Genomic DNA, 25,665 nt, shown 5'->3' on the forward strand with positions numbered 1-25,665 from the left:
GATCAGGAAGAGCGGCTAGAAGGGGGGCTCGGAGTCGATCGGCTCCCACGGATGCAGCGAGAGCATCCGGCGCCACAACTGCGCTGCCGCATGGCTGCCGACGTACGCGATCACGCCCTTGTCCGGCGAGATCGGCGGCCCGCTGGGCTTGGCCGGGAAGTTCGGCCCTCCGGTGACCGTCCACTCCTCGCGCTTCTCCAGCGCCTCGAACCCGGCGATCCGCTCGCGGGCGGCGGCCAGGTCGGCGATCAGACCAGGCACGTCGTAGCCGATCAGCTCGCGCAGGTCGTCGAAGTCCTTCGCGCCCGGGATCGTGTTGCCGCCGCCGGTGGCGGGCTCTGTGAGGAATGCGAGCCTGGTCAGGCGCTGCTCGACCTCGCCAAGGTTGACCGGGACCACGCCCGGCGCCCAACGCTCGTCCTCGTCAGGCTCTCGGTCGTTGGCCTCGTACAGGTCGTCTACGTGGGTCATGGCGATCTCCTAGGCGATGAAGTGGGAGCAGGCCGTCACCACGGCCACGACGAGAACGCCGACCCCGAGAAGCATCAGCGGGGTGCTGGACAGGCAGCCGCGGGAGTCGTCGTCCTCCCGGCTTGGGACAGGCCAGATCACGGGGTCTCCTCAGGAAGACGAAGGTCAGAAGGGGAGCCGTGCTGGAACTCGGCACGGCGGGCGAGGTCGCGCCTCTGCAGGGCCAGATCGGTCGGGCAGATGCCGCACCGGTCCGGGTACAGATGGGCAGGGGACTCGCACGACGGATCCTCAGGGCGGCACGTGTGCGAGGCCGGCAGCGTCTCCCGGCACCAGTCGCAGAACTGCATGTTGAGCACCGAAGCGATCAGCTCGGGTTCCACCTCGCGCGGCGTTCCACACGCCAGGCAGGCCAACTCGTCGCCGTCGTACCGGTGGGGGCCCTCAACGCCGCACGCGGTGCAGTCGTAGATGAACTCGACGATCGCCTGCCCGGCCATCACGCCACCTCGCGAGCGTCGATGGCCTGCCAGGTTCCATCAGCGAGGGGAAGCGCCCAGCCGAGCCACGCCACGTTGACGGGCTCGGTTGCCGGGTCGGTGGTGCCATTGGTGGACAGTCGCCACCCGTTGCCGAAGGCGTCGCACTTGTCCGGCTCCAGCGTCACCTCTCCGTGACACAAGCTGAGGGGCGTCCCGCACAACGTGATCATGTTCGAGATGACGTTCGCCTTCCGCGAGCCGCCCTGTCCACGGTTGCGGCGGTGGTGGACGTTGCCGCTCCCGTTCAAGATGACGCCGCACTTCACGCAGCAGTCGCCATCCCGCCGGCGGGCCTCAGCCTTAAACGCGCGCAGGCCCGTGTTGGTCTTGGCCTGGTCGGAGGACTTCCGTTTGGGCGGGTTGCCGGTCTTCTTGAACCCCGAGCCGCGGGGCATGGACGTCGTCCGCTCGATGCGTCCGCTCGGAGGCATCGGCGTCGTGTTTCGCAGCGGCTTCTTCCTGGGGGGCAGAGAGGAGTAGGTCACTCGGGCTCACCCGCCTCAAGGGCGGGCCTGATCAGGTCGCCCAGGACCGGCTCAAGGCTGCCGTCCTGCCACGCCTGCCACACCAGCTCCTTCGCTCCCGGCCCCGCGGTGAAGGCGAACTTGCCGGTCGGCTCCCCGCGGGTCACCTCCGCCACCTTGATGCGGGTGCCAGCGGCGTCCTTCAGGTAGCCGTTGGAGTCGATCCGCTTGAGCAGCTTCTTCAGGTAGTCCGGGTTGATCCGCGTCACCAGGAGGTGCGGGAGCTGGTCGCGAACGAAGGCGAGCAGGTTCTCGTCCTTCAACGCCTCGTCAGTGAACATCTCAACGAACTCTTCAGGGGCGTCGTTGGCGACGATCGCCGCCACGGTCTTCATGTTGACCTGCGTGTTCGGCGGCCCGTCGTAGATGGCGATACCGCCCACCTCGGAGCCATCCGGCAGCTTCACCGACAGAGCCTTTATCTCGTCCTTGCGGAGTTCGGCGAACTCCTTCTCCGCGTCCTTGCGGAGCTGCTCGTAGCCTTCGGTGACGATGTCCACAAGCACCTTCGCGGCGCCCACCTTCAGGGCGTGCGTCTTGGCGTTCACGCGGCCTCCTGACCGTTGAGCTCGGCCTGCCGCTGCCTGATGGCGTCCATAAGTTGGTTGGCGGCGTCGGAGTCGAGCCGGTGATGCTTGAACTCGGCGGCCACCTCCCGCTTCAAGGCGCCTAGCTGGTCGGACCCTGCCGACGCCAACCGCGTCTCGAAGGCGTTCACCCATTCGGCGTTGACCGACACTGCGGGAACCGGGTGTCCAGCAGGCTCAGCCGGGGAGGCGTCCAGGTCACGCTCGATCTCGTCGTTGCCGAGAGAGACCTGCTTCTCAACGCCGTCCTGTACGTCCTGCTCCGCCGGCTGACCTTCGGGCATCACGAGGGTGCCGCGGACAAGCGCGCTGGTCTGGCCCTTGTTGTAGAGGGACAAGCCGAACTGGTCGCCGAGCGGGATCGCGGCCCGCTTCTTCGCGAGCGACAGCGCGGACTTGTACGCCAGGTCGTGGGCGTCACCACGCTTCTGGTTCTCCGCCGTGGCGGTGGAGCCGTCCTCGAAGTGGCAGACCTCTACCCCATGCTCGTCCTTGACGATCAGCCGGTAGGCGGCCCGGTAGCAGACATCCCAGCGGCCAGAGGGTTTGCCTTGGTCGTTGACGCGCGGCGTCTCGAAGACACACTCCACGTTGATGATCTCGGTGTCGAAGTTGCCGAACCCGAAGATGCGCACCAGGTGGGCAAGCACGTCCTGCTGGGACACGTGCGAGTGGCCCTTGCCGTCCCGGAGGACGCGGTTGGTGTTGATCGGCTGCAGGAGCTGATCCACCTGCGCCCGGGTGAAGCCCATCAGTACTGGCCTCCCTCGTCGTTGGGGGTGTCGTAGTGCGCTCGGTCCGCGAACGCTTCGGGGTCTTCAGCTCGGGTCCAGCGGCCCACAGTCGGCTCGTCTGCGTGCTCGGCTACCGCGTCAGCCGCAGGGCTGGGGCACTCCGAGGCAGACAGGTAGGCGGTGACGGAGTCCTCCGACACGGACCAGTAGCCGTGCATGAACTGCGCCTGCAGCGGGCCGTCGTCGTCGCCGAGCGCGATCACGTCGTCCAAGGTGACGCGCCGGCCGGTCGCCGCGGTGATGCGGCGGGCGACCTCGGAGAGCATCAGCCAGGAGCCCGTCATGACGCCACCTCGCCGGCCTCACCGAGGAACTTGGCGTACACGCGGTACTCGCCGTCAACCGTGCGGGAGGCGGCGTCGAACTGGCCGTGGATCGCCAGCGCCTCCACCACCCCGTCACGGATGCGCTGCGCTGCGCCGCCCGCCCTCGTAGGTGTGGCGGTCACCCCGACGAACGCCCACTCCCCCGGATGTGCGACCAGCACTTCGGCGATCTGCTCGTAGTCGAGCGCCACCGACTTCGCCCACCTGGTGACGACCGGCGGAGGGTTCTCGAAGCGGATCTCGAAGGGATCGCTCATGACGTCGCTCCCGCCTTCTCAGCGAGACGGGCAGCGAGCGGTTCGACGCCAGCGTCCACGGCAGTCCAGCGAGGCTTGCCGTAGGAGTCGCGCTTCTCGTAGGTGACGTACACGACCGGCGACATCTGCAGCAGCGTGGCCGCGTCGTGCCACGCTGCGCGGTCCAGCCGATGCCGGCCGTTCCTGACACCCCGCAGCGTGTAGTGCCAGCAGACGGCACCCCAGCCGATCACGTCGGCCCAGCCGGGGACGACCACGAACGTGGACTCCTCGACGATCAGCGGCCGGTACTCCTTCACCCCGAACGGGTGATGCACGCGGGCTGCCACACCGTTCGGCAGGTGGAGGATCGCCACCTCGAACGCGGACGGGAAAGCTTCCAGGTACGTCATGCCGGCACCTGGCCGTCCTGCTCAGCCGCCATGGCGGCGAGCCACGCCTGGTGCAGCAGCCGGTCCTTCTCCTGACTGGCTTCACGCACCCGCGGGTCCCACGGCTCGTGCGCGGCCAGGTCGATCGCCTCCGCGGCGGGGATCTGCTGCTGCTCCGTCAACACCGCGGCCAGCAGCGCCGTCTTCAGGTGGCCGCCGCCGGAGTCGCACAGGTACTCCTGCGTGTAGGCGGCGAGGGTTTCAAGTACCTTGGTCATCAGTTCTCGCTCTCTAGGTCGTGGTCCGACTTCGGGTTGAGCGGGGATCAGCGGGTCCGTGGCAGGTGGCTCTGTCCGGGCCCGCAGCCTTGTCAGGGGGCGACAGGCTCAGCGGCGAACTCCAGGGCGTCATCAATGGCCCTGAGGATGCGGTTCAGCAGGAAGCGGGCCTCGACGCGCAGGTTGAAGTGCTCGGTGATGGTCATCGCCGGTCGTCCAGTTCCTGCTGAACCTCTGCGGCGATCTCCTCCGCCATGCGGGCCAGGTCGTCGCCCAGGTCAGGCTCGAACAGACGGTTCATGCGGAGTCTCCCGAGCGATAGCGGTGGCTACGGGTCCGGTCGAAGACCAACGGCTCACTGGCGCCTGAGTTCGGCGTTGCAGGGCGTGCCGGCTTCGGCTGGCGGGGCTTGCGTGGGGCCGCCTGCTTGGGAGTCCGCTGAGGGCGCTTGCGCTGTTCTTCGGTGGGAACGCCCTCCGTCAGCAGCTTCTGCATCTGCTGTTCGGTGAGGATCCAGCCGCGCCCGAACGGGGTGGCTTCGATGTTGCCCTTGCGGCGCTGCTTGAGGAGCCAGCTCGCCGTGACTACCTGGATGATCTCGGCGGCTTGCTCAAAGGTGTAGGTCCTGGTCATCAGGCGGACCTCTCTTCCGGCTCTCCGGCCTCGACACCGATGGCGAAGGGCTCGCGGCTGATCGCGGCCACAGGAACATGCAGGGCACGAGCGATCTTGTTGAGCATCTGCTCAGAGGGTCGCTTCTGTTCCGCTTCAAGGTGGGAGATGACCGACTGGGCGCATCCGACCAGTTCAGCCAGCCCGGCAGCGGAGAGACCATCTTTGATGCGCAGGGCGCGGATCGCGGGTCCGTGCTGTTGGACCGTGTCAATTGGAGCCATACGGAGAGTATTGGAGATGTCCGAAGCGCCAGTCAAGAGCTATTCGGAGTCTTTCGGAGTCGTCATGGTGGCAGTTGGAGTCGTTCGAACACAGATGTCACTTCAACTCCATCCGTATCCATCCAGGTGGCAAGCGTTTTCCGGACGCCGCTTGACGATCTCCTAGGATCTCCAGCAAAATTTGGAGTGAGTCGCCGACAAACGGAGATGACCCGTGAGTGAGTACCCTCCCGAGGCGTGGAGCCGCGTGGCCCGCCTCCTTAGGTCACGGCGCGCCAACATCGGGTACAGCCGCCGCACAGCCTTCTGTGCGGCAACTGAACTCAACTACAAGCTGGTAGCGGACATCGAAGGCGCACCCGACACTCGGACGAACTTCTCGGATGAGTACTTCGCCCTGCTCGAGGCCGGCTACCGGCTCAAGGAGGGAGCGATCCGAGAGGCTCTAGAAGGCGGCACCCTTGCGGCGCAGCCAGAGATCTCGGCGGAGCCGGTGACCGTCGAGCCCGCGCCGGCCGAGGCCGTCCCGTCAAACCCCTCGGCCCCGAAGGACGAGGCGACGGAGTACCTCCAAGGGTTGCTGACGAAGGTCCACGAGCAGCTTGCCGAGGTGACACAGCAGCTTGCGGATCAAAATCAGATGCTGGTCTCTCAACGAGATCAACTGGCTGAGCAGAATCGGCAGATCGAGGAATTGCGCCGCCAGCAACAGAAGGGCGCTTAGAGTAACAGAATTATCACAGAGCGTTCTTCGGTCTGGACCGAAACCCACAAAAGGCGTCGTATAGAGGCTCCGACAGCCCCATAGCGAGGGATACGACAACCGCACCACTCTCCACCCAGGAGGCGGCCGGAAGTGATGTCCCCCAGCAACCCCCCGAACGTCCCACCCAACGGAGGCACCGAAGACACCCCCGCCAAGCTCGTCCGGAAGGCCATCCGGTACGCGCGCGCCACACCTGCGCAACGAGCCATGATGCGTGAAGCGATCAAGGGTTTGGACCGCATCGCCAACCCCTACCTGCCGCCCGACGATCCAGCCGAACCACCCCTCGTCTTCCGCGAAGAGTTGCGCCGGCCCATCACCGCAGAGCGTCGAGCCATCAACGTCGTCGTTGACGGGTGCGAGATGGCTGTCATCCTCAACCCTCAGGGGAAGGTCGACCCTGCGCGGGAAACGTGGCTGTGGAACTACATCCGCGGCGCCGTTCGGGACGGCGCCGAGTGAACGACAACGTCCACCCCATCCCGCACTTCAAAGATCTCCCTCCTGAGATCGCCGCGTATGCCGTCCGCCGCAGCGAGGATGACGTCCCGGAAGTCGTCGTCAACAAGGGAGAGACATCCCTGCGCAGCATCATCGCGTTACTCCGGCCCGGCATCTATGTGTCCATCGCCGCCGCATGGGTCGCAAAGGAGCTGGGCCGCTTCTCCAGAAATCACCCGGCAACCGCAGCAACCCTCATCACCGCTGCAGCCACGTCCGGGCTCGCCGTCGGCGCGAACGTGTTGTTTGACGGGAGCAGGCAGCCGTTCGCGCAACCGTCGGTGGTTGTCGTCACCAGGCCTGCCCCGCCGATCACGGTGACGGCCGCACGGCCTCAGCCGGCCCCATCGACAACCAGGCCGGCGCAGCGAGAACAGCCGTCCGCGATGGCCGACCAGGCAGAGGATCCGCCGGGCCCTCGGACCACCGCGTCCAGGGCCGAGCCGTCCTCGACTCGGCCTTCCCCGCGTCCGCCCTCGTCTCAGCCCTCACCTCAACCCACGCGAGCGCCGACATCCCGTCCCGCCGGCACCGGTCAGGCGGGTGTACCGGCGCGCGAGACCGCCGATGAGGCAACGCCGTGGGCGGCTTCCAGCCCGCCAGCCCCAACCACCCGCCAGCCATCCCCTACAGCAACACCCACCCGCGCCGCCACCAACGAGGAAGAACCGCCGGCGGCAGAACCATCGCAGGAGCCGACACCTCAGCGAACGTGTCGCATCCGGATCGGCGTCGATCCGGTCCTGGATTTGTGCATCCTCGGCTAACCTTCGAAAACCAGCGACCCCCAACACCCTCACGAGGTCCCCATGGCGTCAGCCGAGAAGAGGGGCAAGTACTGGCGCGCCCGGCCCATCCTCGCCGATGGCACCAAGGGCAGCTTCATGTACGGCCCTGACGGCAAGCCTTTCACCACCAAGAAGGCCGCCGTCGAGTACGCCGAAGAGGTAGAGGCGGACATCCGACGCGACCGCTGGCAAGATCCGCGAAGCGGTGACATCACTCTCGGCGAGTGGATGCGGAAATGGCTCCCCGCGCAGCATCTCGAGGAGACCACGATCGCCAGCTACCGCTGGCACATCCAGGTTCACATTGGTCCGGACCTGGCCGATGTGCCCCTGCGCAATCTTGACGCCATGCAGATCAACGCCTGGGAACTGAGCCTCCACGGCACGTGGGCGCCATCGTCTTCTGCATCGGCGAGGACGCTGTTGCATACGATCCTCGCCGATGCCGTAAGTGCCGGCCTCATCCCGGCCAACCCCGCAGTGCGGCAACGCAACCGCGGGCGGAAGGCAGGAAGGGTCAAGACCCGCGGCCCGGAGCGGAAGTGGGCCAGCCCTCGCGAGGTGCTACACCTCGGAGAACGGCTGTCTCTGCTGTCGGGCCGGCCGGACGACCTCATCTGGGCGCTGGCCGTCGGGTACACGGGGATGCGCTGGGCTGAGGCGTGGGGACTCGAGCGCCCCTACTTCCGCTTGTCGACGATCCGTGTCGAGTTCCAGGTGTACGAGCACCAAGGCAGATGGATCAAGAAGGCGCCGAAGGACGACTCCTACCGGACCATCCACCTGCCCGCCTTCCTGAGCGACCTGCTGTCTCGGCAGGTGCAGAGCCGCGAGACGGGCGCCTGCACGTGTACTGGCCCCCGCGGTTGCGGTGGGGGCCGATATGTCTTCCTCGCGGAGGACGGCGGGCACGAGCGGCGCTCGAACTATGCCCGCCGCCGTTTCCGGCCGGCAGCGGACGGGCGTCACCCGGAAGCGCGGAACCGGCCCGGGTACCCGGTGCTGGCCGACGTCGCGCAGGCGCCCTGGCCCGGCGTGGTGCGGCGGTCATGGCCCGCAGCGGTCGCCGGCGAGGAGTTCGCTCCGCCGCGACGGCAGGGATTCTGGCGATACGACCCGGAGCAGCATCACCTGTATTCCTGGCTCCCCATCATGGACGGTTTGACGCCGCACGGGCTTCGTCACGCGCACAAGGTGTGGCTGGACGAGCTCGGCGTCCCGCTGGTGGCTTCAGAGGAGCGGCTCGGTCACGAGTTGCCGGGGATCGTGGGGACGTACTCGCACACGTCGCCCGCGATGATCAAACAGATCACGGAGGGACTGCAGCGGTTGTGGGAGGAGTCTCTTCTGGAGCGGGCGAAGATCGGCGATGGTCGGTCTCCGGTCCCGCTCTTGGATGAGCTTCTGGAGCCCGCGCGGAAGATCCTTTCTCAAGATCGTCCCCCGCTCGTCCCCAAGACCGTGATCTCGATCTCCCGGTGAAGTCCGTTTATGCAGGTGGGCGGTACTGGGTTCGAACCAGTGACCCCTCGCTTGTAAGGCGAGTGCTCTACCGCTGAGCTAACCGCCCCTGATCGGCACTACACCTTACGACACCAAGGGCCCCGATCGCACATCCACCACCCACCCGGGCCCCAGCTCCGGCCGCCCCGCCGCGCGCCAGCCCAGCAGGGACGCGCCGAGCATGCCGGCGTCCACCCCGAGGGCCGCCGGGACCAGCGGGGGCGCCTCGCGGAAGGCCAGGCGCTTGATCAGGCGGGTACGGACCGGGTCGAACAGGGCCGGGCCGGCTTCCGCCAGGCCGCCGCCCAGGACGATGACCGAGGGGTCCAGCAGCAGCGTGTACGTGGCCAGCGCCAGCGACAGCGCCTCCACGGCCTCGTCCCAGACCTCGATGGCGATCGGGTCGTCCGAGGAGACCACCTGCTCCGCCTTGACCCCCTCCACGCCGGCCCGCTGGCTGTAGCGGCGGCCGACCGAGGCCGCCGACGCGTACGTCTCCAGGCATCCGAACTGGCCGCACGCGCACTGCTCGCCGTCGGGGAAGACCGGGGTGTGGCCGATCTCGCCGGCCCAGCCGGAGGAGCCGCCGTACGGCTCGCCGCGGATGATCGAGGCGCCGGCGATGCCCGTGCCGATGGGCAGGAAGAGGAAGTCCGTCAGGCCGCGGCCCGCGCCGAGGATGCTCTCGGCCAGGCCGCCCGTGCGGACGTCGTGCCCGAGCATCACCGGGATGTCCAGGGCGGTGAAGCTGGAGGCGGGGACGTCGCGCCAGCCGAGGTTCGCCGCATACACGGCCGCACTGTCCGTCACCAGGCCCGGCACGGCGAGGCCGACGCCCGCCGGGTTGCCGTCACCGGAGGCGGCCAGGTGGCTGATGAAGTCGGAGATGGCCGTCACGACCGCCTCCGGGCCCTCGGCTCGGGGGGTCGGGCGCCGCTCGCTCAGCAGCACCGCGCCGGACTCGCTGACCAGGCCGCCCTTCATGGACGTGCCACCGACGTCGAGCGCGACGACGAACGAACTCATTGCGGACACGGAAGGAGACGATAGCGCAGCTCAGTAAATGTCTGGAAAGGGTGTGAGGGCAGAACGCTCACAGGCCCCGTGGTCCTTCGTGAGGCGTGTCAGGGCACGACGGACGCCCGTGGGGCCCCAGAACGGCCTCACAGGGCTCTTCAGGCCCGTCCCAGCACCCGGTTGAGCGCCGCCTCGACCTCGGCCGACAGCCCGGGCGGTGGCGCCACGGGAGCCGGGGGATCGAGCGCCTCGGACGAGCGGGCCAGCCACACGGCCCCGCAGGACCGGCACTCCACCTCGCCCAGCCGGCAGATCAGCGCCGTGGACGCGCAGGTGGAGCAGGAGTCGAGCTCGAGGTCGTGCAGCCGTTGACAGTCCGGGCAGATCAGCACCTGGGACTCGTTGCGCACTCCGCGCTGCCACGGGCTGGCACCGCGCACCGGGTCCGTCTGCCGGGCCCCGCAGCGGTAGCAGGGCATCCTTCCCTCCGAAAGTCACGAAGTCCGCGAAGTCATGAAATATCGGCGAGCGCCTTGACATAGTCGGCGACGTCGCGTGCGGAGGAGATCGGATTGACCACCGACCACCGGATCACGCCCTCGCCGTCGATGATGAAGGTCCCCCGCCGAGCGAGCCCCCTCGCATCATCGAACACACCGTACGCCTGCGCGACCTGTCCGTGTGGCCAGAAATCGGAGAGCAGGGAGAACGTGTAACCCTCGCGATCCGCCCACGCACGATGCGTGAAGACGGAGTCGACGGAGACGGTCAGCAGCCGCGCGCCCTCGATCGGTCGATCGCGCAGGGCGGACAGCTCGCTGGAACAGATCCCGCTGAACGCCAGCGGGTAGAAGACCAGCACGACCTTTTCGCCCCGGAGCCGAGCCAGGCTCACCGGGGTGCCGTGCTGGTCCTGCAGCTCGAAATCCGGAGCCAGGGCGCCGACCTCGGCAGGATGCGCGTTCACAGCCATCATCCTGCCGTACGGCAGGCGCTCAGGCTCCCTACCTCTTGCCCTTCGGCGGGACGAGCCTGGTCCCGGACCAGTCGGGTGCGGCGGAGATGCTGCTCGTCTGCGAGAGACCCGCGGTGGCGGCATCCTCCCCGATGTCGCTCGGCTCCACGTGGCCCTCGCGGCCCGCTTTGGGAGTCAGCAGCCAGATCTGGCCGCCATCGGCGAGTGATCGCATGGCGTTGGTGAGAGCGTCGAAGAGGTCCCCGTCGCCGTCGCGCCACCACAGCAGCACGACGTCCACGACGTCGTAACTGTCCTCGTCCAGCAGCTCGTTGCCGGTCAGGTCTTCGATGGACCCGCGAAGTTCGTCGTCGACGTCCTCGTCCCAACCGATCTCCTGCACCACCTGACCCGACTTGAGGCCGAGTCGTTCGGCCAGGCCGCGCTCGCCCTGCGCCTGACCCGCGGTCGCGCTCACGTTTATCCCTCCTGCTTGAGTGGCCCCGCTTATGCGGTTTATCGCTTCGGCACAGTCCACACGCTGTGACCCTCAGTCGTCAACGGTCGCCACGGGTACGGCCGTAGTCGGTCAGAATCAATCAGACAAAAACGACAGGCGAACCTGGCGTTGCGGGTTGTCGACGTTCAGATCGATCAGTGCGACCGACTGCCACGTGCCCAGCGCCATTCGCCCGCCCAGCACGGGGATCGTGGCGTACGGCGGGATCAGCGCGGGCATCACGTGCGACCTGCCGTGCCCCTTGGACCCGTGGGCATGACGCCAGCGGTCGTCGGCCGGCAGCAGGTCACGCAGAGCCGCCAGCAGGTCGTCGTCGCTGCCCGACCCCAGCTCGAGCAGCGCGATGCCCGCCGTCGCATGCGGCACGAAGACATGCAGCAGCCCGTCGTCACCCTGGGCACGTACGAAATCGGCGCATTCGGCCGTGATGTCGTGCACCGTCTCTCGTGAACCCGTGGCCACAGAGATGATTTCAGATCTCACACGGAAATCCTACTTAGGCACGACGACGGCATCGGGGCCGGGAAACACCAGCCCAGTGTGCCCGTCGTCGAACCGCACCACGTACGGAGGCCCGCCGTTCGTGCCCTGCACCTCCGTGATTACGCCGCTCCGGTCCCTTTCGCCAACGGTATTCCCGTGCACCAGGAGCCGGTCGCCAACCGTCGCATTCATACCTCCCACATTGGTACGCGGATAGCCGGACGAAAAGAGCGATTCCGAAGTTTTGCGGAGGGCGGAGGGAGAGATCAAATGATGACCGAATTGTTACCAGCCACGGAGCCACGGGAGCCCCTGACGGGAGGGTCGGGCGCCTGACGGGTGGGACAAGCAGGAGAGACACGGTGCGTGAACTCGCCACCACGTTCGAGGTGCGGAGTGCGGCGCCGCTCGGCGTGAGGTGCGGCGTGCGGGCCGGTGCGGCGCGCGGTACGCCGTGGACCACGAGGCCGGCGGCCCGGTACGCGAACGGAGGGCGGCCCAGGGCCACGAGGCTACGGTCAACGGCGCCCGGCATCAGGTACGCACGGAAGTACGTCAAACAGCACACGTCACCGTCACCGTCACCGTCACCGTCACCGTCACCGACACCGACACCGACACCGACACCGACACCGACACCGACACCGACACCGACACCGACACCGACACCGACACCGACACCGACACCGACACCGACACCGACACCGACACCGACACCGAGCATGGCCCCCACCGTGTTACATGCCCAGACCGCACCGCGACCGGTGGGCGCGCCGTACGCGACACCCCCTCCACCTCCACAGCCGCACCTCGCCCGCCGTACCACGCACTGCCACTTCCTGTCACTTCAGGGGCACGCAGCCTGGTCTCTAGGTGGGGCGGCTAGACTCGCCCGCCGCGAGTGAGAAGCGCCCCTCACGGGGAGGCTACGAGCTACAGAGGAGGCATCCCGGGCGCAACGAGGATTCGAGCGAAATTTCGTCCGTTTTCCTGTCTTGTTAAATTGCTCCCGGGATGTAACCTTTGGTGGCGATTCGTCCTACCATCGGTGGTCTAGGCCATCGCAGATGGCCCTGCCAGCAGGGACACTCTGGTTACCGGCCAGTAGAGATGCGTTTTCTACGGCTAGCGACCAGGATGGAAGGCGACCCAGACCAGACATCAGTCCATCTCGGAAGGCGAGACCCAGTGGCTTCCGGACGCCAGCGATTCTCGATCATCAGCGACGGCCTACCCAGCCAGCTGCCTGATGTCGACCCCAGCGAGACCAACGAGTGGCTCGAGTCTCTCGACAACGTCGTCAAGACCGAGGGCCGCACCAGAGCCCGCTACCTCATGCTCCGCATGCTGGAGCGCGCCCGCGAGCACCAGGTCGGCGTGCCGGGCCTGCGCAGCACCGACTACATCAACACGATCCCGCCGGAGCGCGAGCCCTGGTTCCCGGGCGACGAGCACGTCGAGCGCCGCATCCGCGCCTACATCCGCTGGAACGCGGCCATCATGGTGTCGCGGGCCAACGCCCGCACCAACGTGGGCGGCCACATCGCCACCTACGCCTCGGCCGCCTCCCTGTACGAGGTGGGCTTCAACCACTTCTTCCGCGGCAAGGACCACGGCGAGTCGGGCGACCAGGTCTTCTTCCAGGGGCACGCGGCCCCGGGCATCTACGCCCGCGCCTTCCTCGAGGGGCGGCTCAACGAGGCGCAGCTCGACGCCTTCCGTCAGGAGCTGTCGCACGGCTTCCACGGCCTGCCCTCCTACCCGCACCCGCGGCTGATGCCGGACTTCTGGGAGTTCCCGACGGTCTCCATGGGCCTGGGCCCGATCGGCGCGATCTACCAGGCGCGGTTCAACCGCTACCTGCTCAACCGGCAGATCAAGGACACCAGCCGCAGCCACGTGTGGGCGTTCCTCGGCGACGGCGAGATGGACGAGCCCGAGTCGCTCGGCGCGATCGGCCTGGCCGCGCGCGAGGAGCTCGACAACCTCACGTTCGTGATCAACTGCAACCTGCAGCGGCTCGACGGCCCGGTGCGCGGCAACGGCAAGATCATCCAGGAGCTGGAGTCGTACTTCCGCGGCGCCGGCTGGAACGTCATCAAGGTCGTCTGGGGCCGCGACTGGGACCCGCTGCTGGCGGCCGACGTCGACGGCGTGCTGGTCAACCAGATGAACACCACCCCCGACGGCCAGTTCCAGACCTACTCGGTCGAGACCGGCGGCTACATCCGCGACAACTTCTTCGGCTCCGACCCGCGCCTGCGCAAGATGGTCGAGCACCTGACCGACGACGACATCCGCAAGCTGTCGCGCGGCGGCCACGACTACCGCAAGGTGTACGCGGCGTTCAAGGCGGCCCGCGAGCACGTCGGCCAGCCGACGGTGATCCTCGCCCAGACCATCAAGGGATGGACGCTGGGCAAGGACTTCGAGGCGCGCAACGCCACCCACCAGATGAAGAAGCTCACCAAGGCCGAGCTGAAGGAGTTCAGGGACCGGCTCTACCTGCCGATCCCCGACTCGGCCCTGGAAGGCGAGCTGCCCCCGTACTTCCACCCGGGCGAGAACGACCCGGAGATCCAGTACATGAAGGAGCGCCGCGCGGCGCTCGGCGGCGTGCTGCCCAAGCGGGTCGTCCGCGCCAAGCCGGTCAAGCTGCCCGGCGACGAGGTCTACGGCACCTTCAGCAAGGGCTCGGGCAAGCAGCAGGTGGCCACGACCATGGCGTTCGTGCGGCTGCTGAAGGACCTCATGCGTGACAAGGAGATCGGCCACCGGTTCGTGCCGATCATCCCCGACGAGGCCCGCACGTTCGGTCTCGACGCGATGTTCCCGACGGCCAAGATCTACTCGCCGCACGGCCAGACGTACGAGGCCGTCGACCGCGAGCTGCTGCTGTCGTACAAGGAGTCGGTGCAGGGGCAGATCCTGCACGAGGGCATCAGCGAGTCGGGCTCGATGGCCTCGACGATCGCGGCCGGCACCGCGTACGCCACGCACGGCGAGCACATGATCCCGATCTACATCTTCTACTCGATGTTCGGCTGGCAGCGCACCGGCGACGCGATGTGGCAGATGGGCGACCAGATGGGCCGCGGCTTCCTGCTGGGCGCCACCGCGGGCCGCACCACGCTCAACGGCGAGGGCCTGCAGCACGAGGACGGCCATACCCCGCTCATCGCCTCGACGAACCCGGCCGCCGTCTCCTACGACCCGTCCTGGGCGTTCGAGGTGGCGCACATCGTCAAGGACGGCCTGCGCAGGATGTACGGCGACCAGCCGGAGGACGTCTTCTACTACCTGACCGTCTACAACGAGCCCTACCTGCAGCCGGCCCAGCCGGCGGACATCGACGTGCAGGGCCTGCTCAAGGGCCTGTACAAGTTCGCCGACGGGCCGCAGACGCAGGGCCCGAAGGCCAACATCCTGGCCTCCGGCGTGGCGGGCCCGTGGGCGATGGAGGCGCAGCGGCTGCTGGCCGAGGACTGGGGCGTGTCGGCCGACGTGTGGTCGGCGACGTCGTGGTCGGAGCTGCGCCGCGAGGCGCTGGCGTGCGACGAGCACAACCTGCTCAACCCCGACGCCGAGCGCCGCGTCCCCTACGTCACCCAGGCGCTCTCGCAGGCGCAGGGCCCGTTCGTGGGCGTCAGCGACTACATGAAGGCCGTCCAGGACCAGATCGCGCAGTGGGTGCCGGGTGACTGGTCCTCGCTGGGCACCGACGGGTTCGGCCTGTCCGACACCCGCTCGGCGCTGCGCCGCCACTTCCACGTGGACGCCGCCTCGATCACGCTGGCCGTGCTGACCAGCCTGGTCAAGCGGGGCGAGCTCGACGGCGAGGTGCTGCGCGAGGCCATCGCCAAGTACCACCTCAAGAACGGCGTCACCGAGGCCGGCGGCGCGGAGAGCAACGACACCCAGTCCATGGGAGTCTGAGTCATCCAGCACAGGGCGCTCCCGCGAACCTTTTTCGCGGGAGCGCCGTCATATCCGGCCGTCCGCGCCGTTGGCCTGGTGAGGCGGCACGTTCAGGAGGGGTACGTGCCGCCTCACCCTGGTTTGGTGCACGGTCACGTATTGTGGGCACTACTTCCCCCTGAGAGATGTGAGGGGAAGTTCGTCATGCGTCGCGTCACAGCCGCCGCCCTGCTCCTGGCGGCCGCCGCTGGTTGCTCCACGGCACCTGCAGAGCCCGCCTCCGGGCCCTCAGCGGACTCCACAGCCGCTTCCGACAAGATCTCCTGGGGGCCCTGCACCGACATCAAGCGCCCAGACGGCGAGCCGCCGGCCCGCCAGGACGCCTCGGTACGGTGCGGCAAGCTCGCCGTGCCGCTCGACTACGCCAAGCCCGACGGCGAGAAGCTCGACCTGGCGCTGATCAAGCTGCCGTCCACGGGCGGCGCGGGCAAGCGGCTGGGCTCGGTGGTGTTCAACTTCGGCGGCCCGGGCGCCTCCGGCGTGGACACGCTCGACCAGGCCGCCAAGGCGCTCACGGCGCTGCGCGCCCGCTACGACCTGATCAGCTTCGACCCGCGCGGCGTCGAGCGCAGCTCGGGCGTGCGCTGCGGGGACGGCGCCGAGATGGACAAGTTCGTGGCGCTGGACACGCTGCCGCCGGACGACGAGACGGACAGACAGGTCGCGTCCGCCAACAAGCGCTTCGCCGCGCTCTGCCAGCAGAACTCCGGCAAGATCCTGCCCTACGTCGGCACCGTGAACGCCGCCCGCGACATGGACCGCATCCGCGACGCGGTGGGCGACGCCAAGCTCAACTACGTCGGCATGTCGTACGGCACGCAGCTCGGCGGCGTCTACGCCACCCTGTTCCCCAAGAACGTGGGCCGCATGGTGCTGGACGCGCCGCTGGACCCGACGGTCACGTTCGAGCAGCGCACGCTGGCGCAGACGCGCGGCTTCCAGAAGGCCTACGAGAGCTTCCTGCGCGCCTGCGTGAAGGAGACCTGCGCGCTCGGCAAGGACCAGGCCACCGCCCACACGAACGTCGAGAACCTGCTGAACCAGCTCACCGCCCAGCCGCTGAAGGTCGGCAACCGCGAGCTGAGCCAGGGCCTGGCCTCCACGGGCGTGGCCGCCGCGCTGTACTCGGAGCTGACCTGGCCGTTCCTGGAGGAGGCGCTGGGCGCGGCGCTCAAGGGCAACGGGGAGGCGCTGCTGTACCTGGCCGACTCCTACACCGGGCGCAGCCCCGACGGCAGCTACTCCACGCAGATGACCAGCTTCCCTGCCATCACCTGCGTGGACACCGCCGAACGGCCCGACGAGGCGACGCTGCGGCGCACCGAGCAGGCCGCGCTGAAGATCTCGCCGCTGTTCGGCAGCGAGGGCTCGGGCGGGCTGTGCCGGGTGTGGCCGGCCAAGGGCAGCGACGAGGCCCGGCACGTCGACGCCACGGGGTCCGCGCCGATCGTGGTGGTGGGCGGCAAGGGCGACCCGGCCACGCCGTACGAGTGGGCGCCCAAGCTGACGGCCCAGCTCAAGACCGCGACGCTGGTCACGTACGAGGGCGAGGGGCACGGGGCGTACCTGTCGGGCAGCAAGTGCGTCCAGGGGCTCGTGGACGCCTACCTGATCGACGGCAAGGTGCCCGGCAAGGGCACGAGCTGCCCGGCGGCCTAGTCTGGGCGGCGTGACGGACTACCACTCCCAGATCGAGACGGAGGCCGCCCGCCTGGCGGCCCTGGCAGACGACCTGTCCGTCCCGGTGCCGACGTGCCCGGGATGGACCATCGCCGAGCTGGTCACGCACGTCGGCCAGACGCACCGCTGGGCCGTGCACATGCTGCGCAACCGCGTCCAGGAGCGCGTCTGGTCGCGGCAGGTGCCCAGCGGGCTGGCCGAGGGGCAGAGCGGCGACGCGGCCTGGCTGGCGGCGGGGGCCGCCGAACTGCTGGAGGTCCTGCGCGAGACCGATCCGTCCATGCGGGTGTGGACCTGGGGCCCGGACCAGCGGGCCTCGTGGTGGCCGCGCCGGATGCTCTTCGAGCTGGTGGTGCACCGGGTCGACGCCGAGCTCGCGCTCGGCGCCGACCCTGAGATCCCGGCGGGGACCGCGATCGACGGGATCGAGGAGTTCCTCCACAACCTGCCGTCGGCCGCGTGGGTCACCAAGTCCCTGGCGCAGCTCGGCGCGGAGGGGGCCACGATCCACCTCCACGCGAGCGACGCCGACGGCGAATGGACCATCACGCAGGGCCCCGCCGGGAAGATCGAGTGGGCGCGCGGGCACGCCAAGGGCGACGTCGCCGTGCAGGGCCCGGTGAGCGAGCTGCTGCTCCTGCTGTACGGCCGCCGCTCCCCCGACGCCCTCACCGTGTACGGCGACCGGCCCCTCCTGGACCGCTGGCTGTCAGCCGCCGCCTTCTAGCCGCCTCCCGGGCGCTTCCCGGTCGCCGCCCACCGGGGCCCTGGACGCGCCGCCGTTCGGCGATCGGCGGCGTGTCCAGGGCGAGGGGGAACCGCTCCCGGAGTGGGACACGGCCCGCTCGCCTGCCGGGTTGTCGCGGGGAAGGCGCTGTCCCGGCGTACGAGCGATCATCAGTTGCCCCTCACTTTTCGAACAAGACAACGATCTACTGTGTGGGCGACAACCCTATGTCGGTGTTTTCGAGCGATCAGTCGAGCAGCGTGCCGTGCACGGCCATCTCCGGCACCTCGGTGGCGAAGCCTTCGAGCGGCCGGTCGGGGCAGCGCTCGGCGGTGACGGTGGCGGCGGCGATGCGGTCGAGGCGGAAGACGCGTACGTCGTCGCGCAGCCGGCACCACGCCACGAGGTACCAGAACCCGCCCCGGCCGCCCAGGAACACCCCCGGCTCCACGTCACGCGAGGTGATCGCGCCCTTGGCGTCGGCGTATTCGAGCCTGAGCACCCGCCGCCGCAGCAGCGCCTCCTCGATGGCCCGCGAGATGCCCTCGGCGCCGAGCGGCTGGATCTCGCTGCCCTGCTCGGGCGGCAGGTGGACGAGCTGCACGCGCCGCGCCAGCTCCCTGGCCAGGTCGCCCTCGGGCCCCGGCATCGCGGCCACCACCTTGCGTAACGCGCTGCGCGCCTGCCGCCCGAACGGCTGGTCGCCGGCCTGGCTGAGCGCCACGGCGATGGCCACGGCCTCGGCAGGGGTGAAGTTGAGCGGGGGCAGCGACATCTTCTTGTCGATGGCGTAACCGCCCTTGCGGCCGGGCTCGGCGTAGATCGGCACGCCGGACTCCTGCAGCGCCGCGATGTCGCGCTCGATGGTGCGCACGCTCACCTCGAACCGCTGGGCGATCTCGCGGGCGGAACGGCAGCGGGGCGCGATGGCGCGCAGGTCTTCGACGAGCGCGTAGAGCCGGTCGGTACGGTTCACAGCCGGAACGCTACGCCCCGCCACCGACAATCGCGGAGCGCTCGGCAGCCACGGGCACACTCCCGTAACCGCCGGGCCACAGGGGTCTCACGCCTGGGCCACCGCCCCAGGCTCCTCTCCGGGGAGAGTACGCCTGATCCAGCTTTCCCGCCACGCAACGACGCGCCATTTTTTCGCCGGCTCGCGAGGATCCGGCCGATCACGCCTCGCTCTCTCCCCGGGTCCACGAGAGCAGCCGGTCGAGGGGCCAGGAGTTGACGATCCGCTCCGCCTCGATCCCGCACCTGGCGGCGCGCTCGCACCCGTACCGCTGCCAGTCGAGCTGCCCGGGCGCGTGCGCGTCGGAGTCGATCGAGAACACGCACCCCGTCTCGTACGCCAGCCGCATCAGCCGCTTCGGCGGGTCGAGCCGGTCGGGCCTGGAGTTGATCTCGACCGCCACCCCGAACCGCCGGCACGCCTCGAAGACCAGCTCCGCCTCGAACTCCGACTCCGGCCGCTTCACCCCGCGCTTCCCGCCGGCCTGCACCACCCGTCCCGTGCAGTGACCGAGCACGTCCACGAGGGGGTTGGCGATGGCGGTGACCATGCGGCGGGTCATCTCCTCGCCGCCCATCCGCAGCTTGGAGTGCACGCTGGCGACCACCACGTCGAGCCGCTCAAGCAGCTCCGGCTCCTGGTCGAGCGAGCCGTCGAGGTTGATGTCCACCTCGATCCCGGTCAGGATCCGAAACGGCGCCATCCGCTCGTTCAGCTTGGCCACCACGTCGAGCTGCCGCTCCAGCCGCTCCGCCGACAGCCCCTTGGCCACGGTCAGGCGCGGCGAGTGATCGGTCAGCGCCCAGTACTCGTGCCCGAGCGCGACGGCCGCCTCGGCCATCTCCTCGATCGGCGAGCCCCCGTCGGACCAGTCGGAGTGGCTGTGCAGGTCGCCCTTGAGCGCCGAGCGCAGCTCCGCCGTCTCGGCGTCGAGCTCCACTCCGGCCGTCGCCCGCATCCTCCGCAGGTAGGTCGGAACCTGCCCGTCGAGGCTTTCGTTGACCACGAGAGCGGTGACTTTCCCGATCCCGGGCAAGTCGCCGAGCGCACCGCTGTGGGCCAGATGGGCGAGCTCGTCGGGGGACAGCTCGTCCACGACCGCGGCGGCGCGCCGGAAGGCACGCACGCGGTACGTGGGCTCGCCCGCGCGCTCCAGGAGAAAGGCGATCTCGCGCAGGGCCTCGACCGGATCCATGCGTTCATTCATACCCAAGTCAACGACAAGCGCAGGGCGCTACCAATTGAACGGGGACAAGGGCCGCCGCTAGGCTGATCGGCCCAGGAAAGCAGGAGTTTGATGGCAAAACCGCCGCAGGCGACCACAGAACCGCCGCGCAAATCGTCCAAGGTCGTCCCGCTGGTCGTTCTCGGGGTGCTGTCCGTGATGGTCGTCGGCTACTGTGCCGCCGTGTCGGACGACGACGACGAGGTCACCGCCGACTGCGTGATGCTCGTGGAGGACGACGACACGACCCCCACCCCGGTCCCGTCGCCGTCACCGTCGCCGAGCACCGCCACCTCGTCACCCCCTGCGGGGTCCTACGTGGTGGTCGACGACTCCTACTGCGACGACGACGGTGGTTCGAGCCACTATTACGGGGGTTCGCGCGGGGCGTACGTCTGGTACTACGGCGGTCACCGGGTCGGCAACCGGGTCCAGGGCGGCACCACGCTCAAGCCGTCCGACGTGACCATCACCAGCCGCGCCGGCAAGGAGATCCAGCGCGGTGGCTTCGGCCGGAGCTGGACCGGCGGGAGCTGACCGTGCGCCGCGAACACGCCACTCCCAGGAACGGCTGGGAGAAGACGATCGAGAGCCAGGGGCTGGCCTACCACCGCGCCGCCCACCCGTCCGGGCTGAGCAGGCCGTACTGGGACGAGTCCGTCCACTACGTCTTCTCGATGGAGGAGGTGGAGGAGCTGGAGCGGCAGGTGGAGGAGCTGCACGAGATGTGCCTGCGGGCCGTGGACCACGTGGTCGAGGCCGGCCGCTTCGCCGACTTCGCCATCCCCGAGTGGGCCTGGGAGGAGGTCGCGCGCTCGTGGGAGCGCCGCGACGCCTACCTCTACGCCCGCTTCGACCTGCGCTACGACGGCGCGGGCCCGGCCAAGCTGCTGGAGTACAACGCCGACACGCCCACCTCGCTGCTGGAGTCGTCGGTGGTGCAGTGGTTCTGGCTGCAGGATGTCTTCCCCGATGACGACCAGTGGAACTCCATCCACGAGCGGCTCATCGACCGCTGGCGGGAGCTGCGGCTGCCACCCGGCCCCACGCACTTCGCGTTCACCAACGCCGACGAGACGGGCGAGGAGGCCATGACCGTGGCCTACCTGCAGGAGACCGCCGAGCAGGCGGGCCTGCAGACCGTGGCCGTGGCCATGGAGGACATCGGCTGGGACGCGCTCAACCGCCGCTTCGTGGACGTCGAGGAACGCGTGATCCGCTCGGCGTTCAAGCTCTACCCGTGGGAGTGGATGCTGGCGGACGACTTCGGCCGGCACGCCGTGCGGCATGCCACCTGGTTCGAGCCGCTGTGGAAGACTCTGCTGTCGAACAAGGCGCTGCTGGCGGTGTTGTGGGAGCTCAACCCGGGCCACCCCAACCTGCTGCCCGCCTACCTCGACGGCCCTCGCGACCTGACCTCCTACATCGCCAAGCCGCTGCTCGGCAGGGAGGGCGCCTCGATGCGCATCGTCACGCCGGAGGGCACCCAGGAGACGCCGGGGAGCTACGGCCGGGAAGGCTACGTCTTCCAGGGCTTCGAGGCGCTGCCCGTCTTCGAGGGGCAGCGGCCGGTGCTCGGCGCCTGGATGATCGCCGACGAGTCCGCCGGCCTGGGCATCAGGGAGACGACCGGCCTCATCACCGATGACACCTCCTCGTTCGTCCCCCACCGCATCGCCCCTTGACGTTCCCCCCAGATCCCCCCACACCCATGCCTTTGCACGAATGGAACTGACGTGACCCTTCTCGAAACCCTCGCCCGCGGCTCGGGAGCCATCGCCGCCTACGCCGCCGTCGGCCTGATCCTGATGATCGTCGGCTTCTACGTGATCGACTGGGCCACCCCCGGCAAGCTGAGCGAGATCATCCGCAGCGAGCGGAACCCGAACGCCACCCTGCTGGCCACCTCCGCGCTGGCCGCCGTCGGCCTGATCGTGGCCGCCTCCATCTGGGCCTCCGGCGGCCGGCTCGCGGAAGGGCTGGCGGGCACGGCGGTGTTCGGGCTGGTCGGCATCGTGGTGCAGACGGTGGCGATGCTGGTGTTCGACCGGATCGTCGGGATCTCCGTACGGGACCTGATCAAGGAGCCCGAGCTGCAGCCCGGCTCGCGGCTGCTCGCGGTGACCCACCTGGCGATCGGCCTGATCACCGCCATCGCGGTGATCTAGCACAGGCGCGAACCACCGTTCCGGTCATCCGGAGAGACCTGGCACTCTAGGAGGCGTGACAGACCGGACCCGGGAGGACACCACCCGCAGGCTCGAGCGGGCCATGGGCTCGCTCGGCACCGCGGCCATGGCCCGCATGGACGATCAGCTCCCCTGGTTCCGCGCGCTCAGCGCCGAGGACCGGTCGTGGGTGGGGCTCGTCGCCCAGGCCGGCATCGCCGCGTTCGTGGAGTGGTTCCAGCACGCGGGCAAGGACCGGCCCACACCCAGCATCGAGTTCTTCGGCACCGCGCCGCGCGAGCTCAAGCGCTCCATCTCGCTGCAGCAGACCGTGGACATCGTCCGGGTCGTGGTCGAGGTGGTCGAGGCCCAGACCCACGAGCTGGCCGCGCCCGGCGGCGAGGACCAGCTCCAGCAGGCCATGCTGCGTTACACGCGCGACGTGGCCTTCGCCGCCGCCCACGTCTACGCCCGCGAGGCCGAGGCCAGGGGCTCGTGGGACGCCCGGCTGGAGGCCCTGATCGTCGACGCCCTCGTCCGCGGCGAGGTGGACGACGGCCTGCACTCCTGGGCCGCAGCGCTCGGCTGGACCTCCGCCCCGGTGGTCGTCATCGCCGGTCACGCCCCCGACGACGACCCGCGCGCCGTCATCGACGGGCTGCGCGAGAAGGGCCGCCGCATCGGCATGGACCTGCTGGCCGGGGTGCAGGCCGACCGGCTGATCGTGATCGTCGGCGGGGCCGGCAGCGTCGACGACGCGGCCAAGCAGGTCGTGGCCCGCTTCGGCGTGGGCCCCATCGTCATCGGCCCCGAGGTGCCCGACCTGCACGCCGCCGCCCGATCCGCCAGGGCGGCCCTGGCCGGGCTGAAGGCGTCCTGCGGCTGGCCCGACGCGCCCAGGCCGGTGCACGCCGAGGACCTGCTGGCCGAGCGGGCGCTCGACGGCGACACCGACGCCAGGGAGCAGCTCATCGAGAACGTCTACCTGCCGCTCGCCGGCACCCCGTTGCTCGACACGCTCGCGACGTACCTGGAGCAGGGCACGTCGCTGGAGGCGACGGCGCGGCTGCTGTTCGTGCACCCCAACACCGTGCGCTACCGGCTGAAGAAGATCACCGAGCTGACCGGCTACCAGCCCACCGAGGGCAGGTCCGCCTTCACGCTGCAGGTGGGCCTGATCCTGGGCAGGCTGTCGGAAAGCGCCGAAACGTGGCGGGCTCTAACGTAATGCCGCGGAAATCCCCACTGTAGGGTTCCTACAAATCACCCCGGACAAAGTTCGTACGGATCTCCATCCGCGTGTCGAAGTTCTACAGGGCAAGGTGGTTTTTGTGCTTGTACTCGTCGCCCCGGGCCAAGGTGCCCAAACGCCGGGCTTCCTGACCCCATGGCTTGAGCTGCCCGGTCTGGCCGACAGGCTGGGCTCCTGGTCGGAGGTGGCGGGGATCGACCTGGTCGCCTACGGCACCACCGCGGGGGCCGACGAGATCCGCGACACCGCCGTCGCGCAGCCCCTGCTCGTGGCCGCCGCGCTGGCCGCCGCCGAGGCGCTCGGCGCGACCCCCGACCTGCTGGCCGGTCACAGCGTCGGCGAGTTCGCCGCCGCCGCGCTGGCCGGGGTGCTCACCCCCGAGCAGGCGCTCCGCCTGGTACGCGAGCGGGCCCAGGCCATGGCCAAGGCCGCGGCCGTCACCGAGACCGGCATGACCGCCGTGCTCGGCGGCGTCGCGGAGGAGGTGCTGGCCGGCATCGACAAGCACGGGCTCACCCCCGCCAACATCAACGGCGCCGGCCAGATCGTGGCCGGCGGCACCCTGGAGCAGCTGGCCGCGTTCAAGGAGGACGCGCCGGCCCGCGCCCGCCTCATCCCGCTCTCGGTCGCGGGGGCCTTCCACACCCACCACATGGCCCCGGCCGTCGAGAGCCTGCGCGAAGCCGCCTGGAACGTCGTACCCGCCGACCCCAGGATCACCCTGCTGTCCAACTCCGACGGGCAGGCGGTCGCGACCGGCGCCGAGTTCCTCCAGAGACTGGTCAACCAGGTCAGCAACCCCGTCAGGTGGGACGCCTGCATGGAGACCATGGCCGGGCTCGGCGTCACCAAGATGATCGAGCTGCTGCCCGGCGGCACGCTGACGGGCCTCGCCAAGCGCGGCCTGCGCGGCGTGCAGACCGTGGCGCTGAAGACCCCAGACGACCTCGACGCGGCCAGGGAGCTGATCAAGTGAGGATCCCCGACATCGCCCCAGGCGGCAGGGTGCTGGCCCTCGGCCACTACCAGCCGTCCAACGTCGTCACCAATGACGACCTGGCCAAGACCATGGACACCAACGACGAGTGGATCCAGTCCCGGGTCGGCATCAAGGAGCGCAGGGTCGCCCCGGACGGCGAGTCGGTCGAGGACATGGCCACCATCGCCGGCGGCAAGGCGCTGGCCGCCAGCGGCCTGTCCCCCGACGACGTCGACCTGGTCATCGTGGCCACCTGCACGCTCGAGACCCAGATCCCCAACGCCTCCGCCGTCGTGGCTCACCGCCTCGGCATCAAGGCGCCCGGCGCGTTCGACGTCAACGCCGCCTGTGCCGGGTTCTGCTACGCGCTCGGCACCGCCAGCGCCGCCGTACGCGCGGGGTCGGCACGCAACGTGCTGGTCATCGGCTCGGAGAAGCTGTCGCAGTGGGTCGACTGGACCGACAGGTCCACCGCCGTGATCTTCGCCGACGGGGCCGGCGCGGCCGTGGTCGGCCCGTCCGAGACGCCCGGCATCGGCCCCGTGGTGTGGGGCAGTGCCGGTGACAAGGCCGACGCGATCGCCATCAAGGATCGCGACCACTTCCTCCACCAGGAGGGCCAGACGGTCTTCCGCTGGGCCACCACCGCCCTGGCGCCGGTGGCGCTCGAGGCCTGCTCCCGCGCGGGCGTGGACCCGTCGGAGCTGGCCGCGTTCGTGCCGCACCAGGCCAACCTGCGCATCATCGAGGCCATCGCCCGCAAGCTGGGCGCCGAGAAGGCCGTCATCGCCCGCGACATCGTCAACGCCGGCAACACCTCGGCCGCCTCGATCCCGCTGGCGCTCTCGCGCATGCTGGAGCGCGGCGAGGTCCGGTCCGGAGACCTGGCGCTGATGCTCGGCTTCGGCGCGGGCCTGACGTACGCGGGCCAAGTGATCGAGATTCCCTAAGTGCTTCGATCGGTCCTGATGGCAGTCCCGGACGGGGCTCCCCGTAGGATCCGATCCGTCCTACAAGCTTGTGCGGCACCGCTCGCACAGAAACCCTGAAACACCAGAAGGA

Annotated in this window: 33 protein-coding genes and 1 tRNA gene; 13 read left to right on the forward strand and 21 right to left on the reverse strand. The window is 69.1% G+C overall.

From position 1 onward, the window contains the following. Window positions 1-15 precede the first annotated feature (15 nt). The 12 genes from ACBJ32_RS17160 to ACBJ32_RS17215 all read right to left on the reverse strand — a co-directional run bounded on the left by ACBJ32_RS17160 (window position 16) and on the right by ACBJ32_RS17215 (window position 5,046). Window positions 16-471 (reverse strand): hypothetical protein, encoded by a 456-nt coding sequence (locus ACBJ32_RS17160; RefSeq protein ID WP_375127576.1) that lies wholly within the window; start codon window positions 469-471, stop codon window positions 16-18. Window positions 472-480: 9 nt separating this feature from the next. After that, window positions 481-612, reverse strand: a complete 132-nt coding sequence (locus tag ACBJ32_RS17165) for a hypothetical protein (protein WP_375127577.1) — start codon at window positions 610-612, stop codon at window positions 481-483. After that, window positions 609-971 (reverse strand): hypothetical protein, encoded by a 363-nt coding sequence (locus ACBJ32_RS17170; protein ID WP_375127578.1) that lies wholly within the window; start codon window positions 969-971, stop codon window positions 609-611. Before ACBJ32_RS17170 ends, ACBJ32_RS17165 begins: the two co-directional genes overlap by 4 nt. Next, on the reverse strand, window positions 971-1,498 hold the full coding sequence (locus ACBJ32_RS17175; protein ID WP_375127579.1) for a hypothetical protein: 528 nt from the start codon (window positions 1,496-1,498) through the stop codon (window positions 971-973). Before ACBJ32_RS17175 ends, ACBJ32_RS17170 begins: the two co-directional genes overlap by 1 nt. Further along, window positions 1,495-2,085: a hypothetical protein gene (locus tag ACBJ32_RS17180; RefSeq protein WP_375127580.1), complete on the reverse strand. Its 591-nt coding sequence runs from the start codon at window positions 2,083-2,085 to the stop codon at window positions 1,495-1,497. Before ACBJ32_RS17180 ends, ACBJ32_RS17175 begins: the two co-directional genes overlap by 4 nt. Further along, window positions 2,082-2,876, reverse strand: a complete 795-nt coding sequence (locus ACBJ32_RS17185; RefSeq protein WP_375127581.1) for a Rad52/Rad22 family DNA repair protein — start codon at window positions 2,874-2,876, stop codon at window positions 2,082-2,084. The genes ACBJ32_RS17180 and ACBJ32_RS17185 overlap by 4 nt, the downstream gene beginning before the upstream one ends. Continuing rightward, entirely contained in the window at window positions 2,876-3,202 is a 327-nt protein-coding gene (locus tag ACBJ32_RS17190) for a hypothetical protein (protein WP_375127582.1), read from the reverse strand. The genes ACBJ32_RS17185 and ACBJ32_RS17190 overlap by 1 nt, the downstream gene beginning before the upstream one ends. Next, window positions 3,199-3,501 carry a hypothetical protein gene (locus ACBJ32_RS17195; protein ID WP_375127583.1) on the reverse strand — a complete coding sequence of 101 codons (303 nt, stop codon included), beginning with the start codon at window positions 3,499-3,501 and terminating at the stop codon, window positions 3,199-3,201. The genes ACBJ32_RS17190 and ACBJ32_RS17195 overlap by 4 nt, the downstream gene beginning before the upstream one ends. Then, window positions 3,498-3,893, reverse strand: coding sequence for a hypothetical protein (locus ACBJ32_RS17200; RefSeq protein WP_375127584.1), 396 nt, complete (start codon window positions 3,891-3,893; stop codon window positions 3,498-3,500). Before ACBJ32_RS17200 ends, ACBJ32_RS17195 begins: the two co-directional genes overlap by 4 nt. Then, on the reverse strand, window positions 3,890-4,150 hold the full coding sequence (locus tag ACBJ32_RS17205; RefSeq protein WP_375127585.1) for a hypothetical protein: 261 nt from the start codon (window positions 4,148-4,150) through the stop codon (window positions 3,890-3,892). The genes ACBJ32_RS17200 and ACBJ32_RS17205 overlap by 4 nt, the downstream gene beginning before the upstream one ends. A gap of 297 nt (window positions 4,151-4,447) precedes the next feature. Continuing rightward, the gene (locus ACBJ32_RS17210; protein ID WP_375127586.1) at window positions 4,448-4,783 is read right to left on the reverse strand and encodes a hypothetical protein; all 336 of its coding nucleotides are present in this window, start codon (window positions 4,781-4,783) and stop codon (window positions 4,448-4,450) included. Next, window positions 4,783-5,046, reverse strand: a complete 264-nt coding sequence (locus ACBJ32_RS17215) for a helix-turn-helix domain-containing protein (protein ID WP_375127587.1) — start codon at window positions 5,044-5,046, stop codon at window positions 4,783-4,785. The genes ACBJ32_RS17210 and ACBJ32_RS17215 overlap by 1 nt, the downstream gene beginning before the upstream one ends. Window positions 5,047-5,260: 214 nt before the next feature. Between ACBJ32_RS17215 and ACBJ32_RS17220 the strand changes: the two genes are divergently transcribed. The 3 genes from ACBJ32_RS17220 (at window position 5,261) to ACBJ32_RS17230 (ending at window position 8,583) form a co-directional block, all read left to right on the forward strand. Next, window positions 5,261-5,770, forward strand: coding sequence for a hypothetical protein (locus ACBJ32_RS17220; RefSeq protein WP_375127588.1), 510 nt, complete (start codon window positions 5,261-5,263; stop codon window positions 5,768-5,770). A 249-nt stretch (window positions 5,771-6,019) separates the two neighbouring features. Then, a complete protein-coding gene (locus tag ACBJ32_RS17225; protein ID WP_375127589.1) occupies window positions 6,020-6,274 on the forward strand; it encodes a hypothetical protein in 255 nt (84 codons plus the stop codon). Window positions 6,275-7,122: 848 nt separating this feature from the next. Then, window positions 7,123-8,583, forward strand: coding sequence for a tyrosine-type recombinase/integrase (locus ACBJ32_RS17230; protein WP_375127590.1), 1,461 nt, complete (start codon window positions 7,123-7,125; stop codon window positions 8,581-8,583). Window positions 8,584-8,599: 16 nt separating this feature from the next. Here the strand turns inward: ACBJ32_RS17230 and ACBJ32_RS17235 are convergent. The 7 genes from ACBJ32_RS17235 to ACBJ32_RS17265 form a co-directional block, all read right to left on the reverse strand. Continuing rightward, window positions 8,600-8,671, reverse strand: a tRNA-Val gene (locus ACBJ32_RS17235). Between the two features lie 17 nt (window positions 8,672-8,688). Further along, entirely contained in the window at window positions 8,689-9,630 is a 942-nt protein-coding gene (locus ACBJ32_RS17240; protein ID WP_357869624.1) for an ROK family protein, read from the reverse strand. 149 nt (window positions 9,631-9,779) lie between these two features. Continuing rightward, complete coding sequence (locus ACBJ32_RS17245; protein WP_357867689.1) at window positions 9,780-10,100, reverse strand: hypothetical protein; 321 nt, start codon at window positions 10,098-10,100, stop codon at window positions 9,780-9,782. 32 nt (window positions 10,101-10,132) lie between these two features. After that, window positions 10,133-10,594 (reverse strand): peroxiredoxin, encoded by a 462-nt coding sequence (locus ACBJ32_RS17250; RefSeq protein ID WP_375127767.1) that lies wholly within the window; start codon window positions 10,592-10,594, stop codon window positions 10,133-10,135. Between the two features lie 31 nt (window positions 10,595-10,625). Next, a complete protein-coding gene (locus ACBJ32_RS17255; protein ID WP_185102419.1) occupies window positions 10,626-11,054 on the reverse strand; it encodes a DUF3052 domain-containing protein in 429 nt (142 codons plus the stop codon). Between the two features lie 117 nt (window positions 11,055-11,171). Then, entirely contained in the window at window positions 11,172-11,579 is a 408-nt protein-coding gene (locus tag ACBJ32_RS17260) for a secondary thiamine-phosphate synthase enzyme YjbQ (RefSeq protein ID WP_357867686.1), read from the reverse strand. 9 nt (window positions 11,580-11,588) lie between these two features. Then, the gene (locus ACBJ32_RS17265; protein WP_357867683.1) at window positions 11,589-11,771 is read right to left on the reverse strand and encodes a DUF1918 domain-containing protein; all 183 of its coding nucleotides are present in this window, start codon (window positions 11,769-11,771) and stop codon (window positions 11,589-11,591) included. Between the two features lie 262 nt (window positions 11,772-12,033). Here ACBJ32_RS17265 and ACBJ32_RS17270 point away from each other — a divergent pair, with 262 nt between their 5' ends. The 4 genes from ACBJ32_RS17270 (at window position 12,034) to ACBJ32_RS17285 (ending at window position 17,964) form a co-directional block, all read left to right on the forward strand. Beyond that, entirely contained in the window at window positions 12,034-12,465 is a 432-nt protein-coding gene (locus ACBJ32_RS17270) for a hypothetical protein (protein ID WP_375127591.1), read from the forward strand. Between the two features lie 302 nt (window positions 12,466-12,767). After that, complete coding sequence (gene aceE / locus ACBJ32_RS17275; protein ID WP_357867680.1) at window positions 12,768-15,515, forward strand: pyruvate dehydrogenase (acetyl-transferring), homodimeric type; 2,748 nt, start codon at window positions 12,768-12,770, stop codon at window positions 15,513-15,515. A 186-nt stretch (window positions 15,516-15,701) separates the two neighbouring features. Next, a complete protein-coding gene (locus ACBJ32_RS17280) occupies window positions 15,702-17,216 on the forward strand; it encodes an alpha/beta hydrolase (RefSeq protein WP_375127592.1) in 1,515 nt (504 codons plus the stop codon). Between the two features lie 10 nt (window positions 17,217-17,226). Continuing rightward, entirely contained in the window at window positions 17,227-17,964 is a 738-nt protein-coding gene (locus ACBJ32_RS17285) for a maleylpyruvate isomerase family mycothiol-dependent enzyme (protein ID WP_375127593.1), read from the forward strand. A gap of 247 nt (window positions 17,965-18,211) precedes the next feature. Here the strand turns inward: ACBJ32_RS17285 and ACBJ32_RS17290 are convergent, their stop codons facing one another. Together ACBJ32_RS17290 and ACBJ32_RS17295 are read right to left on the reverse strand one after the other, a co-directional pair. Further along, on the reverse strand, window positions 18,212-18,940 hold the full coding sequence (locus ACBJ32_RS17290; protein ID WP_357867671.1) for a YafY family protein: 729 nt from the start codon (window positions 18,938-18,940) through the stop codon (window positions 18,212-18,214). A gap of 199 nt (window positions 18,941-19,139) precedes the next feature. Continuing rightward, complete coding sequence (locus ACBJ32_RS17295) at window positions 19,140-20,174, reverse strand: PHP domain-containing protein (protein ID WP_375127594.1); 1,035 nt, start codon at window positions 20,172-20,174, stop codon at window positions 19,140-19,142. A gap of 102 nt (window positions 20,175-20,276) precedes the next feature. On the opposite strand from ACBJ32_RS17295, the gene ACBJ32_RS17300 reads away from it, so the two are divergent. The 6 genes from ACBJ32_RS17300 (at window position 20,277) to ACBJ32_RS17325 (ending at window position 25,553) form a co-directional block, all read left to right on the forward strand. Continuing rightward, window positions 20,277-20,741 (forward strand): hypothetical protein, encoded by a 465-nt coding sequence (locus ACBJ32_RS17300; protein ID WP_375127595.1) that lies wholly within the window; start codon window positions 20,277-20,279, stop codon window positions 20,739-20,741. Between the two features lie 2 nt (window positions 20,742-20,743). Continuing rightward, window positions 20,744-21,889: a glutathionylspermidine synthase family protein gene (locus ACBJ32_RS17305; protein WP_375127596.1), complete on the forward strand. Its 1,146-nt coding sequence runs from the start codon at window positions 20,744-20,746 to the stop codon at window positions 21,887-21,889. A 51-nt stretch (window positions 21,890-21,940) separates the two neighbouring features. Continuing rightward, window positions 21,941-22,372 (forward strand): DUF350 domain-containing protein, encoded by a 432-nt coding sequence (locus ACBJ32_RS17310; protein ID WP_357867662.1) that lies wholly within the window; start codon window positions 21,941-21,943, stop codon window positions 22,370-22,372. 103 nt (window positions 22,373-22,475) lie between these two features. Continuing rightward, window positions 22,476-23,600, forward strand: coding sequence for a helix-turn-helix domain-containing protein (locus ACBJ32_RS17315; protein ID WP_357869618.1), 1,125 nt, complete (start codon window positions 22,476-22,478; stop codon window positions 23,598-23,600). A 103-nt stretch (window positions 23,601-23,703) separates the two neighbouring features. Further along, entirely contained in the window at window positions 23,704-24,600 is an 897-nt protein-coding gene (locus ACBJ32_RS17320; protein ID WP_375127597.1) for an ACP S-malonyltransferase, read from the forward strand. After that, the gene (locus ACBJ32_RS17325) at window positions 24,597-25,553 is read left to right on the forward strand and encodes a beta-ketoacyl-ACP synthase III (RefSeq protein ID WP_357867658.1); all 957 of its coding nucleotides are present in this window, start codon (window positions 24,597-24,599) and stop codon (window positions 25,551-25,553) included. The genes ACBJ32_RS17320 and ACBJ32_RS17325 overlap by 4 nt, the downstream gene beginning before the upstream one ends. Window positions 25,554-25,665 lie beyond the last annotated feature (112 nt).

The organism is Nonomuraea sp. GTA35, assembly GCF_041950525.1.
In the GTDB taxonomy this organism is placed as follows: Bacteria; Actinomycetota; Actinomycetes; order Streptosporangiales; family Streptosporangiaceae; genus Nonomuraea.